Here is a 13,834-nt window from a genome sequence, read left to right on the forward strand (position 1 = left end):
CTGCCTGTCGCCCTTGTCCTTACCGTCGCCATCGTGGCGCTCGGCGCCGGTGGCGTCGTCGCGCAGATCGAGGGCGGCGATCGCGGCGTCGCGGCGGTCGACAGCTCGAACGATTTCGAAGTGTCGGGCATCCGCGTCGACGTCAGCGGCCCCAATGCCGATGCCGCGCGGCTCGCCGGCTGGCGCGAGGCGCAGCGCAAGGGCTTCGTCCAACTGTCGCAGCGGCTGGGCGCGGGCGGTGGGCTGGTGTCGGACGGCACGCTCGATTCGATCGTGTCGAGCATCGTGGTCGAGGACGAGCAGATCGGCCCGAACCGCTATGTCGCGCGGCTGGGCGTGCTGTTCGATCGCGCGCGCGCCGCCGGGCTGCTGGGGGTCTCGGCGGCGATGCCACGCTCGGCACCGTTCCTGGTGGTGCCGGTGCAATGGTCGACCGGGGTCGGCACCGTGTTCGAGCAGCGGACGGTCTGGCAGGAGGCATGGGCGCGTTTCCGCACCGGCACCAGCGCGATCGATTATGTGCGCCCGGCCGGCACCGGGCCGGATCCGCTGCTGCTCGACGTCGGCCAGACGCAGCGTCCCGACCGCGCCTGGTGGCGGACGTTGGTCGATTCGTATGGCGCCAGCGACGTGCTGATGCCCACCGTGCGGCTGTACCGGCAATGGCCGGGCGGCCCGGTGATCGGCGTGTTCGAGGCGCGCTACGGCCCCGACCACCGCGTGTTGCAGCGCTTCACGCTGCGCGTCGGCGGGCCGCGCGGCGTTCCGGCGCTGCTCGACGAGGCGGTGCGGCGGCTGGACGGCGTTTATCAACAGGCGCTGCGCGGCGGCTACCTCGGCACCGATCCCGGTCTCAACCCGATCATGCCGGTCGTGGAAACGCCGCCGGAAGAAGCGTCGGACCTGATCGTCGACGATCCGGCGCTGGCCACGACCACCGTCGCGGTCACGCTTCAGTTCGATACGCCGGATGCGGCCGCGGTCACCGGAACCGAGGCGGCGGTGCGCGGCGTGCCCGGCGTGACCGCCGCCGCGACGACCAGCCTGGCGTTGGGCGGCATCTCGTCGATGAACGTCAGCTTCGTCGGCACCGCCGATGCGCTGCGCGCCGCGCTGGAGGCGCGCGGGTGGCAGGTGATCGGCACCGCGCCGACGCTGCGCATCCGCCGCGCCGCCGCCACCTCCGCGCCACCCGCCGCCGCCCCGCGCAGCGGAGCGGGCGGATGAACCAGATCGCGCTGCCGCTGGCCTGGCCCGCGGATGAGCAGGGCGAATTCTTCATCGTCGATTCCAATGCGCGGGCGGTGCGGATGCTCGAACATTGGGCGACCTGGCCGGTGCGGACGGCGCTGCTGGCCGGTCCGCCGCGGTCGGGCCGGTCGCTGCTGGGGCGCATCTTCGCGGCACGGTCGGGCGGGGCGGTGATCGACGACGCCGATCGCGCCGACGAGGAGGAATTGTTCCACGCCTGGAACCGCGCGCAGGAGGAGCGGCGCCCGCTGCTGCTGATCGCCGCCGCGCTGCCCCCGGCATGGCCGGTCGCGCTGCCGGACCTGCGGTCGCGGCTGGCGGCCAGCCCCGCTGCGACGATCGGCCCGCCCGAGGACGCGCTGGTCGCGGCCTTGTTCGAACACGGGTTCGCGCGTCGCCATCTGGATGCGCGCCCCGATCTGATCGCATGGCTGACCGCGCGGACAGGGAGGAGTCACGCCGCCGTCATGGAGACGATCGATAGGCTCGATCAAGCCGCGCTGGCCGGGCGTCGCCGCCTGACGATCCCGTTGGCGCGCGAGACGCTGGACGGCGATCCGGCGGCCAACAAGCGGAGCGACCAAGCCTCATGACCCGACCCGCCAGTATCGCGCGTATCGAAACCGACACCCCGCTCGACGATCCGTTTCTTGAGCGGGACGGCGGTCGCTACTTCAACCGCGAACTGTCGTGGCTGGCCTTCAATCGCCGCGTGCTGGAGGAAGCGTGCAACCCCGCGCATCCGCTGCTCGAACGGTTGCGTTTTCTCGCGATCTCGGGCGGCAACCTCGACGAATTCTTCATGGTCCGTGTCGCCGGCCTGAAGGGGCAGCAGATGCTGGACGTGGAGGCGCGCTCCGCTGACGGCCTGACGCCCGGACAGCAGCTCGCGGCGATCGTCGAGCAGGCCGACGCGCTGATGGCCAGCCAGCAGGCGGTGTGGCGCGATATCCGCCGCGATCTCGACCAGGCGGGCATCACCGTGCTGGGCAGCCGCTCGCTCGACACGCTGGATGTCGAACAGCGCGCGTGGCTCGACACCTATTTCCAGGAACAGCTCTTTCCGGTCATCACCCCGCAGGCGCTCGACCCCGCGCATCCGTTCCCGTTCATGCCCAACAAGGGGATGGCGGTGATGTTCGATCTGGTCCGCCGATCGGACAAGGAGCCGATCCGCGAGCTGGTGATGCTGCCCGCCGCGATGCCGCGTTTCGTGCGGCTGCCGGGGGCGGAGGTCGCGCGCTACGTCGCCGTCGAATCGGTTCTCAAGCGTTTCTCACACGTGCTGTTCCCGGGCTATGACGTGCTCGGCGCCGCCGAATTCCGCGTGCTGCGCGACAGCGATATCGAGATCGAGGAAGAGGCGGAGGATCTGGTCCGCTACTTCGCGAATGCCATCAAGCGGCGGCGGCGCGGGCGCGTGATCCGGCTGGAGCTGGAGACGGGGATGCCCGACACGCTCGCCGCCGCGCTGCGCGAGGAACTGGGCGGCGAGGATGCGATCGTCACGGAGACGGGCTCGTTCCTGGGGGTGGGCGATCTGTCGCTGCTGGCGGACGAGGATCGCCCCGACCTGAAGTTCGTGCCCTTCACCCCGCGCTTTCCGGAGCGGATCCGTGAGTTCGGCGGCGATTGCTTCGCGGCGATCCGGGCCAAGGACATCATCGTCCATCACCCGTATGAGACCTTCGACGTCGTGCTTGCCTTCCTGAAACAGGCGGCGAACGACCCGGACGTGGTCGCGATCAAGCAGACGCTGTACCGCGCCGGCAAGCAGTCGGCGGTCATCAGCGCGCTGATCGCGGCGGCGGAGGCCGGCAAGTCGGTGACGGCCGTGGTCGAGTTGAAGGCGCGGTTCGATGAGGAGCAGAACCTGCAATGGGCCAGCGCGCTGGAGCGGGCGGGCGTGCAGGTCGTCTATGGCTTCATCGACTGGAAGACGCACGCCAAGGTGGCGATGGTGGTCCGGCGAGAGGCGGGCAAGTTCCGCACCTACTGCCATTTCGGGACCGGCAACTACCATCCCGTCACCGCGAAGATCTATACCGACCTCAGCTTCTTCACCGCCGATCCGCGCATCGGGCGCGATGCGGCGCGGATGTTCAACTACATCACCGGCTATGTCGAGCCGGCGGGTATGGAGAAGGTGGTGCTCAGCCCGCGCACGCTGCGCGATCGTCTGATGACCTGCATCGATGCCGAGATCGCGAACGCGCGCGCCGGCAAGCCCGCTTCGATCTGGGCGAAGATGAACTCGCTGGTCGATCCGACGATCATCGAGAAGCTGTACGAGGCGAGCGGCGCGGGGGTCGAGATCGACCTGATCGTGCGCGGCATCTGCTGCCTGCGCCCGAAAGTGCCGGGCATGTCGGAGAACATCCGCGTGAAGTCGGTCGTCGGTCGCTTCCTGGAGCACAGCCGCATCACCGCGTTCGGCAATGGCGCGCTGCTGCCCAATGACGGGGCGGTCGTGTATATTTCCTCCGCCGACTGGATGCCGCGCAATTTTGACCGACGGGTGGAGTATTTGCTGCCATTATCCACTGAGACGGTGCACGATCAGGTGCTGGATCAGGTGATGGTCGCGAACCTGATCGACAACGAACAGAGCTGGGAACTGGAACCGGACGGCAGCTACGTTCGTGATACACCGGGTGAGAAGCCTTTCAATCTGCATCGTTATTTCATGGTGAACCCGTCGCTCTCCGGCCGTGGGGCCGCGCTGGACGGCGATGAGGTGCCGGTCCTCTCGCTGAGGCGCAAGCGTTGAGCGCCTCCCGCCGGTCGACCGAGGAACCCCGCACCGCGATCATCGACATCGGCTCCAATTCGATCCGGCTGGTCGTCTATCAGGGGCCGCCGCGCCTGCCGGCAATTCTCTTTAATGAGAAGGTGTTGGCGGGTCTCGGTCGCAGCCTGGCGCAGTTCGGATCGATCGATGCGCAGGCGATGGCGCTTGCCGAAACCGCGCTCCGCCGCTTCGCGGCGCTGGCGCGCGAGATGGACGTCGCCACCCTCCGCACCGTCGCGACCGCCGCCGTGCGCGACGCCAGCAACGGCGGCGATCTGATCGCTGTCGCGCAAGCCGCTGGTTTAACGGTCGAAATACTATCCGGTGAGCAGGAAGCCGAGGCGGCCGGCTATGGCGTCCTGTCGGGCATCCCGGAGGCGGACGGCATCGTCGGCGATCTGGGCGGCGGTTCGCTGGAACTGGTACGGGTGCGGGGCGGCAAGCTGACGCGGCGGGTGTCCTTTCCGCTGGGGGTTCTGCGCATCGCGGCGCTGCGCGAGCAAGGGCGGCTCGACCGGCGCGTCCGCAAGCTGCTGGCGGACAGCGACTGGCTGGGCGCGGGAAAAGCGTTGCCTTTCTATCTGATTGGCGGATCGTGGCGCGCCTTGGCGCGGCTCGACATGGAGCTGAACCGCTATCCGCTGCCGGTGATCCACCAATATGCCATGTCGCCGGAAACGGTCGTGCGCCTGCGGCGCACGCTGTCGCATGTCGGCAAGGCGCGGTTGAAGGACGTGCCGGGCATCTCCTCCGGTCGCATCCCGACATTGTCGGACGCGGCGGCGCTATTGTCGTCCATGCTCAAGCACTTACGGTGCAGCGGAACGATGGTGTCCGCCTATGGGCTGCGCGAGGGGCTGCTGTACGAGGCGCTGGGCGCCGCCGATCGCGCCACCGATCCGCTGGTGGTGGCGACGCGCGACGAAGGACGGCGCAGCGGGCGCTTCCCCGAGCACGGCGATCTCCTCGACCGCTGGATCGCGCCGCTGTTCGTCGAGGATCGTCCGGAGGCGGCGCGGCTGCGAATGGCCGCATGCCAGCTGGCGGATGTCGGCTGGCGCGCCAACCCCGACTTTCGCGCCGAACGCGGGGTTGAAATCGCCTTGCACGGCAATTGGGTAGCGATCGACGCCCGTGGGCGCGCGATGCTGGCGCAGGCGCTCTGGACCGCGCTGGGCGGCGCGATCACCAGCCCCGATCCGCTGCCCGCGCTGGCCAGCGATGCGGCGCGGCGGCGCGCGGTGCAATGGGGCCTGGCGATCCGGCTGGGCCAACGACTGAGCGGCGGCGTCGCCGGTCCGCTGGCGCGCTCGGCATTGAGCGTCGTGAACGGCGCTGTACGGCTGTCGCTGGAGCCCGGCGATGCGGCGCTCTATGGCGAAGCCGTTCAGAAGCGGCATCGGGCGCTGGCGGCGGCGCTGGGGCTCAGCGCCGCCGCCCAGTAACGTCAGCGGATCACCTGCACCAGGCCAGCGGCGTTCTGACCGGTCGGCAGCGCGCCGGTGGCGGTCAGGCGACCGGCGGCATCATCCCAGGTCAGCGTCGTGCTGCGCCCGCCCTTGGTGCGATAGTCGTTGGTCGTGCCATCGTCGTCATAGAGCGTGAAGCTGGCGCTGCGTCCCGGATAGACGCGGATCGTCTCCAGCTGCTGGCGGGTCGCGGTGCTCGGGATGGGGGCGCCCATCGGGACGATCGACCCTGCACGAACGAACAGCGGGATCTGGTCGATCGGTGCGGGCGCGTCGATCGTCAGGCCGCCCGGATAGCGCTTGCTGGTCCAGTAATCGTACCAGTCCGCCCCGGTGGGCAGATAGACCTTGCGCGACGTCACCCCCTGTTCGGTGACGGGCGCAACCAGGAAGGCGGGGCCGAACATATACTGATCGCCGATCGTGGCGACGTGCGGATCGTTGGGGAAATCCATGAACAGCGCGCGCATGAACGGCGCGCCGGTCCGGTAGGTGCCATAGCCCAGCGAATAGAGATACGGCATGAGCGAATAGCGCAATTTCAGGAACTTCGCGAGGATCGGCTCCGCGGCGGTGCCATATTCCCAGATCGCAGCGCTGCCCGGGCGCTGGCCGTGGATGCGCAGCGTCGGGGTGAAGCTGTTGTAGGCGAACCAGCGGGTAAACAGTTCCGGATAGTCGGGATAGTTCGGCCCCATCGCGGTCGCGCCTGCCGGGTCGAGCAGCAGCGGACGCGACGCCTTCGGCCCGTTCGGCCACTGCCACCCGCCGGTGTCGCTGCTCCAATAGGCCAGGCCGCTCGCGGTGAAGCCAAGCCCCGCGGGCACCTGCCGGCGAAGCGCTTCCCACGTCGACTGGATGTCCGACGACCAGAAGAGCGAGCCGGTCCGCTGCGAACCGAGATAGGCGGCACGCGAGAGGATCAGGTTCCGCAGGTTCGGCCGATCGCGTGCCGACCCCTGCGCGACGCCCGAGGTGTGCAGCAACGGATAGAGGTTGTGGAACCGGTCGCCGGTACCGATGGAATAATGGTAGCCGTCCGGCACCAGGTCCGGCTCGGTTTCGTCGAGCCAGTACCAGTCGAAACCCTGGCTGCCGAGGTTCTCCTTGATCCGTTCCCAGAACCAGTCGCGTGCCTTCGGATTGGTCGAATCGAGCAGCGCGCCGGCGCGGTCCGAGCGGATCGGCAGGCCGTCGACGGGGCTGCCGTCCTCGTGGTGGAGCAGCCAGCCCTTGGCGGCGAGCAGGTCGAAGTAGCGGGATTCCCTCTCGAAACGCGGCCACACGCTGATGATCGACCGCATCCCCTGCGCGCGTAGCTGGTCGTTCATCTCCTTGGGATCGGGGAAAAAGTTGCGGTCGATATCGAGCTGGCCCATGCGGGTCCAATAGAACCAGTCGAGCACCATGACGTCGAGTGGATAGCCGCGGCGGCGATAGCCGTTGGCGACGTCGAGCAGTTCCTTCTGTGTCTCGTATCGTGCCTTCGACTGGATCAGCCCGAACGCCGCCTTCGGCGGAAGTGGCGTGACGCCGGTCAGCCGGGCGTAGCCGGCGTAGAGCTGGTCGGTGGTGTCGCCGGTGATGACGAAGAACGACACGCGCTCCCCGACTTCGGACTGGAAACGGGTGTTGTTGTTGAGCCCGGGAGAGACGATGGTGGCGGACGGATTGTCCCAGACGATGCCATAGCCCTTGTTCGTGACCATGAACGGCACGCAGACCGTCTCCCCGGCGGGGGCGTCGTAATTGTGGCGGCAGTCGATCGTGCGACCCTTCAGGTCGAGGATACCCTCCTGATTCTGGCCGAGCCCGTAATAATGTTCGTCCGGCTGAACCGCGAAACTGGCGCCGATGCGGAAGGTGCGTTCGCCGCTGACGACATGCGGCGCGCGTTCCCAGCCCTTCATTTCGGCGATGGTGGCGCCGTCGGAGCGGGTGAAGGCGATCGAGACCGGGGGAAGCGAGGGCGCGAAATAGCGTTGCATCTGGGTCGGCGCGCCCGGCCACGGCTGCGCCCTGACCAGCACATTCATGGCGTCCGAGGAGAAAATGTCGCCACCTGCGTCGGTGCGATGCTGCCACCCGGCGGAATCGGCTTCGGCTTGCGGGCCGTCGCCGGGCGGCGCGTCCGCCAGTGCCCGATCGAGCGCGATCGTGATGCGGACGATGTTGGGGGCATAGGGCTCGACCGCGACCAGCGCGCCGTTGCGATCGACCGTGGCGAGCGGCGCGGCCATCGCTGGCATGGCGGCGAACGCCGCGGCGCCGAGAAGCGCGTGGCGCAGAAAGTGCCCGCGATGCCGATGAGGGGCGCGTGCCGTCATGTCGTCGTCTCTCCTGTTGCGCCGACAGATCGTAGCGCTACCATTCTTCTAGGGGGACGCTACCCCGCCGCACAAGCCGATGATGGTCGCGGACAGGGGAGAAGGACATGATCGCACGCCACCTGATGATCGCGGGGTTGCTCGCCGCGTCGGGCGCCACCGCGCAGGTGCCGCATCTCGAGACGAAGAACGGCCGCCATGCGCTGATCGTCGACGGGGCGCCGTTCACGATCCTGGGCGGACAGGTGAACAATTCGTCGAACTATCCCGAGGCGTTGAAGACGGCATGGCCGGTGCTGGACCGCATCCACGCCAATACGGTCGAGGTGCCGATCGCGTGGCAGCAGGTCGAGCCGGTCGAAGGGCGTTTCGACTTTTCGTTCCTGCAGGCGCTGCTCGATCAGGCACGCGCGCATGACAAGCGGGTCGTGCTGCTGTGGTTCGGGACGTGGAAGAATACCTCGCTGTCCTACACTCCCGACTGGGTGAAGCTCGACAACCGGCGCTTCCCGCGCATGAAAAGGCGTGACGGGAGCGATCACGACGTCTTGAGCGCGCATGGCGAGGCGACACTGGCGGCGGACACGCGTGCCTTCGTGAAGATGATGGAATATCTTCGCGATCACGACCTGCGGCATACGGTCATCATGGTGCAGCCGGAGAATGAGACCGGCAGCTACCGTAATCCGCGCGACTATTCCGCCGCTGCCGATGCGCTGTTCACGGGGCCAATCCCGGCCGCGCTGGCGAAGCGGATGGGAAAGAGCGGCACATGGGCGCAGGTGTTCGGGGCACAGGCCGACCGGGCATTCAACACTTGGTATGTCGCGGCATACGTCGACCGGATCGCGGCGGCGGGCAAGGCGGTCAAGCCGCTGCCGATGTACGTCAACGCCGCGCTGGCCGGGCCATCGAACGTCCCCGACCCGAACGGCGTGGCGAGTGGCGGGCCGCAGCAGGACGTGCTGGACATCTGGAAGGCCGCCGCCCCGCACGTCGATTTCGCCGCACCCGACATCTATGACCGCAAGAGCGCGAACGCTGAACAGTATCTGGAGAAATATGCCCGCACCGACAATGCGTTGATGGTGCCAGAGGTGGGCAATGCGCGCGATTTCCACCGCTATGTCTATCCGGCACTCGGGCGCGGGGCGATCGGTTATGCGCCGTTCGGGATGGACGACAGCGGATATTTCAACTTTCCGCTGGGCGCGCGCGATCTGAGCGAGGCGACGCTGGCGCCGCTGGCATTGTCCTACACGATGTTCGGCTCGATCATGCGCGACTGGGCGAAGATCGCCTTCGAGCGACCAACCTGGGGCGTGGCCAAGCCCGACGACGGCGCCGCGACATCGACGCGCATGGGCGCGTGGACGGTCAGCGCCGCCTGGGGCGAATGGCAGTTCGGAATGCGCGACTGGCCATGGCTGAAGGCCGATCCCGCGCCCTGGGCGAATGAGCCGGTCGGTGGACTTGCGGTGGCGCAGCTATCGGACAACGAGTTCCTGATCGTCGGCGACCATGTTCGCGTGCGGATCGAGGACGCCGCAAAGCGGACCGATGCGCTGATGCTTCGGGTCGAGGAAGGGACGTTCGCGAACGGAAAGTGGGTGATGTCGCGGGTGTGGAACGGCGATCAGACCGATTATGGCATCAATCTGATCGACCGTCCGCACATCCTGAAGGTCACAATGGGGCGTTACCGATCCTGAGCTAGGCGGGCGTCGCGGTGACGACGCCGGCTTCCGACAGCGCGGCGGCGAGTTCGGCCTGGCGGAACGGCTTGACCAGCCGTGGCAGGTCGGGCGCGACGCTCTCCACGTCGGCATAGCCCGACACGATCAGCACGCGCAGTGCGGGGCGACGACGGCGCAGCTCACGCGCGAGATCGGTGCCGTTCATCCCCGGCATCAGGTGATCGGTGACGAGGACGTCGGGGCTCAAGGCATGGCCGACGGCACTCAGCGCGTCCTCGGCGGAGGCGGCCTCAACCACCTCGAAACCGAGATCGATCATCATGTCGGCCGTGCTGGCCCGGACGGCGGGCTCGTCGTCCACGACCAGCGCGAGCCCGGCGGTCAAGGTATTGCCCGTCGTCTCGTTGCGTGGCGTCGCGACGCTTCGCTCATCGGTCGCGGGCAACCACAGGCGAATGTCGGTGCCCAGCCCGACCTCGCTGTCGATGGTCAGCGCACCGCCGAGCTGCGCGGCAAGGCCGTGCACCATCGACAGTCCCAGCCCGGTCCCCTTGCCGATCCCCTTGGTCGAGAAGAACGGCTCGACCGCGCGATTCAGCGTATCCGCGTCCATACCCGTCCCGGTGTCGGCGACCGACAGGCAGATATAGCGACCGGCGGGAAGCCCGCTGGGATGGCCGCGCGTCAGGGTGGCGGCGCGGGTCGTCATCGTCAGCCGCCCACCGTCCGGCATCGCGTCGCGCGCGTTCACGCACAGGTTCAGGATCGCCATTTCGAGCTGGTTCGGATCGGCGAACGCCGCGGGCAGTCCCTCGGCACCATCGACGATCACGCGCGTTTGCGGACCGGAGGTGCTGGCGACCAGATCGGCCATCCCCGCCACCAGCGCGCTCACGTCCACGGGCATCGGCTGTAGCGGCTGGCGGCGGGCGAAGGCGAGCAGCCGTTGCACGAGCGTCTTCGCGCGCTCCGCCGACTGGATGGCACCCGCGATCAGTCGCTGTTCACGCTCGCCGCCCAGGCCGCGCCGCTGAAGCAGGTCGAGACTGCCGAAGATCGGCGTCAGCAGATTGTTGAAATCATGCGCGACGCCGCCGGTCAGGCTGCCCATCGCCTCCATCTTCTGACTCTGCCGCAGCGCCTCCTGCGCGGCGGCCAGCTCTGTCTCCGCACGAAGCCGGCCGGTGATGTCGACGGCCAGATGGAAGGCGCCAACCACGTCGCCTGCTTCGTCGCGCAGTGGCGTGTAGGTGACCTGCCAATAAGGTTTGGCGAGGTCGGGATCGCCAAATTCCTCGATCACCGTATAGGTTTCGCCCGCCAGCGCGCGCGCCATCATCGCGCGGATCACCGGCCCCTGATCCTCTGGCAGCAGCGCCGCCAGATCGTCGCCGACGCGGACATCGACCCCGAAGACCCGCTTGAACTCGGCCGACTGCGCCTTGTTGAACGCGACGACGCGGCCATCGAGATCGAAAGCACAGATCGGCGAGGTGGTCGCGTCCACGACGTCGCGGAAGCGGCGCAGTTCGATCGTCCGCTCCGCGACCTGTTGTTCGAGCCGTTCGTTCAGGCTGCGCAATTGCTGCTCGGCCGCGCGCCGCGCGCTGATGTCGTTGAACAGGATCGCGACACGGTGCTGAGCCGGATCACCGACGCGCAGCGCATGAACGTCGAACCAGCGCCCCATCGCGTCCGACCCGTTCTCGAACCGCACCGGATCGCCGGTCCGGGCGACGTGGCCATAGGTTTCGGCCCAATGCCGTTCCAGCCCCGGCACCAGATCGCGGGCGAGCCGTCCCGGGGCCCCGGTCAATCCGGTCTGTTTCTCGAAGGCCGGATTGACCTCCACGAAGCGATAATCGAGCGGCTGGCCGTCATCGTCATACACCATTTCGACGACCGCGAAGCCGGCGTCGAGAGCCTCGAACAACGTGCGGTAGCGCGCCTCGCTTTCCCGCAACGCGACGTGCACCTTCGCGCGCTCGACGGCAGCCCATGTGCGCTCCGCTACCTCACCGGCCAGTGCGATCTCGGTGGGAAGAAACGGATGCGGTGCGCGGTAGTGGATCGCGAGTTGCGCGACGAGTTGCTCGTCCTTCACCAACGGCACGTTGAGCGTCGCGCCGATTTGCAGCCGTGCGCAGGTGTCGAGCAGATCCCGACGGCCCTTCAGGTAACGGGCGGTATCGTTACAGAAGACGGGCTTCCCCGTGCGCAGCAGCGGCGCCAGTTCGGGGCTGAACTCGTCGTAGCGGTACAGTCCCTCCATCGCCGGAACGCCGTCGACATAGCCGCGCGTCACGGTGGCGGTGCGCCCGTCCCCGTTGTCTTCCGCATAGGTCACGCGTTGTGCGCCGAGATGTTCGCCGAGCAGGCGGGCGGCGACCGCCTGGACCTCCTGCGGGTCGGCCAGTGTGCGCAGCGCATGTTCGAGCCGCAGATGAAACGCCTGCCGACGCTCGACCTGCACCTTGGTGGTCATGTCGCTGACGATGTCGATCATCCCGGCGACGTTGCCGTCGTCATCGTAGAGCGGGCTGTACGAAAAGCTCCACCACGTATCCTCAGGAACGCCGTTGCGTTCCATGACGAGGTGAAGATCCTCCGACCAGGTCGCCTGTCCGGCCAACGCGGCTTCGAGCAACGGCTTGATGTCGGGCCAGACGTCCCACCATACCTCCGGCAGGGAATCGCCCAGTGCCATGGGATGGCGCGGACCCAGGAAGCCGGCATAGGCGTCGTTGTAGAGGAAGGTGAGCGATGGCCCCCAGGCCAGGCACATCGCGTGCCGGGATGCCAGCATCATCGCGACCGTATTGCGGAGCGACACGGGCCAGCCCGCGCGATCACCGAGCGGGGTCGCCGACCAGTCGTGCGATTCGACCAGCGCCGCCATCGCGCTGGCGGGCGTTCCCCGGTTGCGGTCGCTGTCCGTGCTCAAGTCGTCGCCCAATCGTTGATCCTGTACGGTGTAGCCGATCGTTTCGACGGACGGGGAAAAAAAGGGCGCTTGGCGCGTGTCTTGAAGCCTCATTATGACGATTTGCTCATGTTCCGGACAGCCGGGGGCGAAGTGCCGGCCCGCACAAGCGTCGCGATGAGCCGTCCGCCCTCCCGATTGTCGATCGCGCCGACGCAACGACGACACGCGCTCGACGAACGGATCTGCCGCATGATCTGCCCGATCGCGGCGGCGATGGTCGGCGTCTGCCTGACGGGCATCGGCCTGTTGCATGTAGGGATCGCCTGGGGGCGACGCGCCAGCTTCGCCGACGATCTGCTGGCGATCGATTCGCTGCTGTTCCTGGTGGCGACGCTGGCGTCCTATCTGTCGTTGCGTTCGCCCGCGCCACGCCAGCATGCGACGCTGCACCGCATGGAGCAGGTCGCCGACGCCACCTTCATCCTCGCCATGCTGCTGCTGACCGCCGCCTGCTTCGTCATCACCTATGCCGTGAGTGCCTGAGCCATGATCATCGCGCCCAACGCCCGCCGCAACCCGCTGGCGATCGTCGCCGGCGCGATAACGGCCGCCGTGCTGTTGCTGCTCGGGTTCGTCGGCTTCCTCGGTTACTTCGGCGGGCGGATCTACCGCGTCGATCCGGCGACCGCGCCGACGCCCGTCGGGCAGGCGGGGACGGTGGCGGTGTTCATGTCGGGCGATATGGGCATCAATGCCGGCATGGGACCGCGATTGATCGGCTCGCTCAACGCGCATGGCATGACCGTGTTGTCCTTCAACTCGCTGGCGGCATTCGGACAGCGTCGGACGCCGGAGGATATCGACCGGATTGTCGCCGACACGGTGGCGCGCGCGCTACGGATGCGCGGCGCGCGGCGGGTGGTGCTGATCGGCCAGTCGTTCGGGGCGGACATGCTGCAATATGGCGCGGCGAGCCTGCCGGTGGCGCTGCGTCCGCATGTCGCGGGCATCGTTCTTCTGGTCCCCGGCAGCACCTTGCTGTTCAAGGTCAGTCCGGGCGGGGTGCTGGACGGCGCGCCCGACGAATCCGCCATACCCAGCGCGCGCCGGATCGACTGGGTACAGTTGACGTGCATCCACGGCGAAGAAGAGGAGCACAGCCTGTGCCCGTCGCTGACCGGAAGCAACGTGCGCAGCGTCACGCTGCCCGGCGGACATTTCCTTGGCTATGATATTCCGTTGATCTCCAAGACCTTGTGGGCATCGGTCGTTAACGGTCGCTGATCCGTCATCTTCATTACCGATAATTCAGTCGGCGTCGACCTGTCGGCAATCCATTGGGGGGCATGGTCGTCGCATCACAGGGGACGACC

General features: G+C 67.7%; 9 protein-coding genes. 7 read left to right on the top strand and 2 right to left on the bottom strand.

Going from position 1 to position 13,834, the window contains the following annotated elements; all coding sequences use genetic code 11:
* The first annotated feature begins 33 nt into the window (after positions 1 to 33).
* Genes NS334_RS03915 through NS334_RS03930 form a run of 4 tightly spaced genes read left to right on the top strand, consistent with a single transcriptional unit; the run spans position 34 to position 5,487 of the window.
* The gene (locus tag NS334_RS03915; protein WP_342585530.1) at positions 34 to 1,227 is read left to right on the top strand and encodes a heavy-metal-associated domain-containing protein; all 1,194 of its coding nucleotides are present in this window, start codon (positions 34 to 36) and stop codon (positions 1,225 to 1,227) included.
* Entirely contained in the window at positions 1,224 to 1,844 is a 621-nt protein-coding gene (locus tag NS334_RS03920; RefSeq protein ID WP_058754714.1) for an HdaA/DnaA family protein, read from the top strand. The genes NS334_RS03915 and NS334_RS03920 overlap by 4 nt, the downstream gene beginning before the upstream one ends.
* On the top strand, positions 1,841 to 4,021 hold the full coding sequence (locus tag NS334_RS03925) for an RNA degradosome polyphosphate kinase (protein WP_058754675.1): 2,181 nt from the start codon (positions 1,841 to 1,843) through the stop codon (positions 4,019 to 4,021). Before NS334_RS03920 ends, NS334_RS03925 begins: the two co-directional genes overlap by 4 nt.
* Positions 4,018 to 5,487 (top strand): Ppx/GppA family phosphatase, encoded by a 1,470-nt coding sequence (locus NS334_RS03930; protein ID WP_058754676.1) that lies wholly within the window; start codon positions 4,018 to 4,020, stop codon positions 5,485 to 5,487. The genes NS334_RS03925 and NS334_RS03930 overlap by 4 nt, the downstream gene beginning before the upstream one ends.
* Before the next feature lie 2 nt (positions 5,488 to 5,489).
* Here the strand turns inward: NS334_RS03930 and NS334_RS03935 are convergent, their stop codons facing one another.
* Complete coding sequence (locus tag NS334_RS03935) at positions 5,490 to 7,760, bottom strand: TIM-barrel domain-containing protein (RefSeq protein ID WP_241491798.1); 2,271 nt, start codon at positions 7,758 to 7,760, stop codon at positions 5,490 to 5,492.
* 185 nt (positions 7,761 to 7,945) lie between these two features.
* On the opposite strand from NS334_RS03935, the gene NS334_RS03940 reads away from it, so the two are divergent.
* Entirely contained in the window at positions 7,946 to 9,550 is a 1,605-nt protein-coding gene (locus NS334_RS03940) for a DUF5597 domain-containing protein (protein ID WP_058754678.1), read from the top strand.
* 1 nt (position 9,551) lies between these two features.
* Here the strand turns inward: NS334_RS03940 and NS334_RS03945 are convergent, their stop codons facing one another.
* Positions 9,552 to 12,479 (bottom strand): PAS domain-containing protein, encoded by a 2,928-nt coding sequence (locus NS334_RS03945; protein ID WP_193752994.1) that lies wholly within the window; start codon positions 12,477 to 12,479, stop codon positions 9,552 to 9,554.
* A 156-nt stretch (positions 12,480 to 12,635) separates the two neighbouring features.
* Here NS334_RS03945 and NS334_RS03950 point away from each other — a divergent pair, with 156 nt between their 5' ends.
* Together NS334_RS03950 and NS334_RS03955 are read left to right on the top strand one after the other, a co-directional pair.
* Positions 12,636 to 13,004, top strand: a complete 369-nt coding sequence (locus NS334_RS03950) for a hypothetical protein (RefSeq protein WP_058754716.1) — start codon at positions 12,636 to 12,638, stop codon at positions 13,002 to 13,004.
* 3 nt (positions 13,005 to 13,007) lie between these two features.
* Positions 13,008 to 13,745, top strand: coding sequence for an AcvB/VirJ family lysyl-phosphatidylglycerol hydrolase (locus NS334_RS03955; RefSeq protein ID WP_058754679.1), 738 nt, complete (start codon positions 13,008 to 13,010; stop codon positions 13,743 to 13,745).
* Positions 13,746 to 13,834 lie beyond the last annotated feature (89 nt).

The organism is Sphingomonas endophytica, assembly GCF_001476895.1.
Lineage (GTDB): Bacteria > Pseudomonadota > Alphaproteobacteria > Sphingomonadales > Sphingomonadaceae > Sphingomonas > Sphingomonas endophytica_A.

What these genes read in the sequence shown, in the direction of transcription:
- NS334_RS03920 (WP_058754714.1), top strand. Translation starts at nt 1,224, where the DNA reads ATGAACCAGATCGCGCTGCCGCTGGCCTGGCCCGCGGATGAGCAGGGC.
- NS334_RS03925 (WP_058754675.1), top strand. Translation starts at nt 1,841, where the DNA reads ATGACCCGACCCGCCAGTATCGCGCGTATCGAAACCGACACCCCGCTC.
- NS334_RS03935 (WP_241491798.1), bottom strand. Translation starts at nt 7,760, where the DNA reads ATGCCAGCGATGGCCGCGCCGCTCGCCACGGTCGATCGCAACGGCGCG.
- NS334_RS03940 (WP_058754678.1), top strand. Translation starts at nt 7,946, where the DNA reads ATGATCGCACGCCACCTGATGATCGCGGGGTTGCTCGCCGCGTCGGGC.
- NS334_RS03950 (WP_058754716.1), top strand. Translation starts at nt 12,636, where the DNA reads ATGAGCCGTCCGCCCTCCCGATTGTCGATCGCGCCGACGCAACGACGA.
- NS334_RS03955 (WP_058754679.1), top strand. Translation starts at nt 13,008, where the DNA reads ATGATCATCGCGCCCAACGCCCGCCGCAACCCGCTGGCGATCGTCGCC.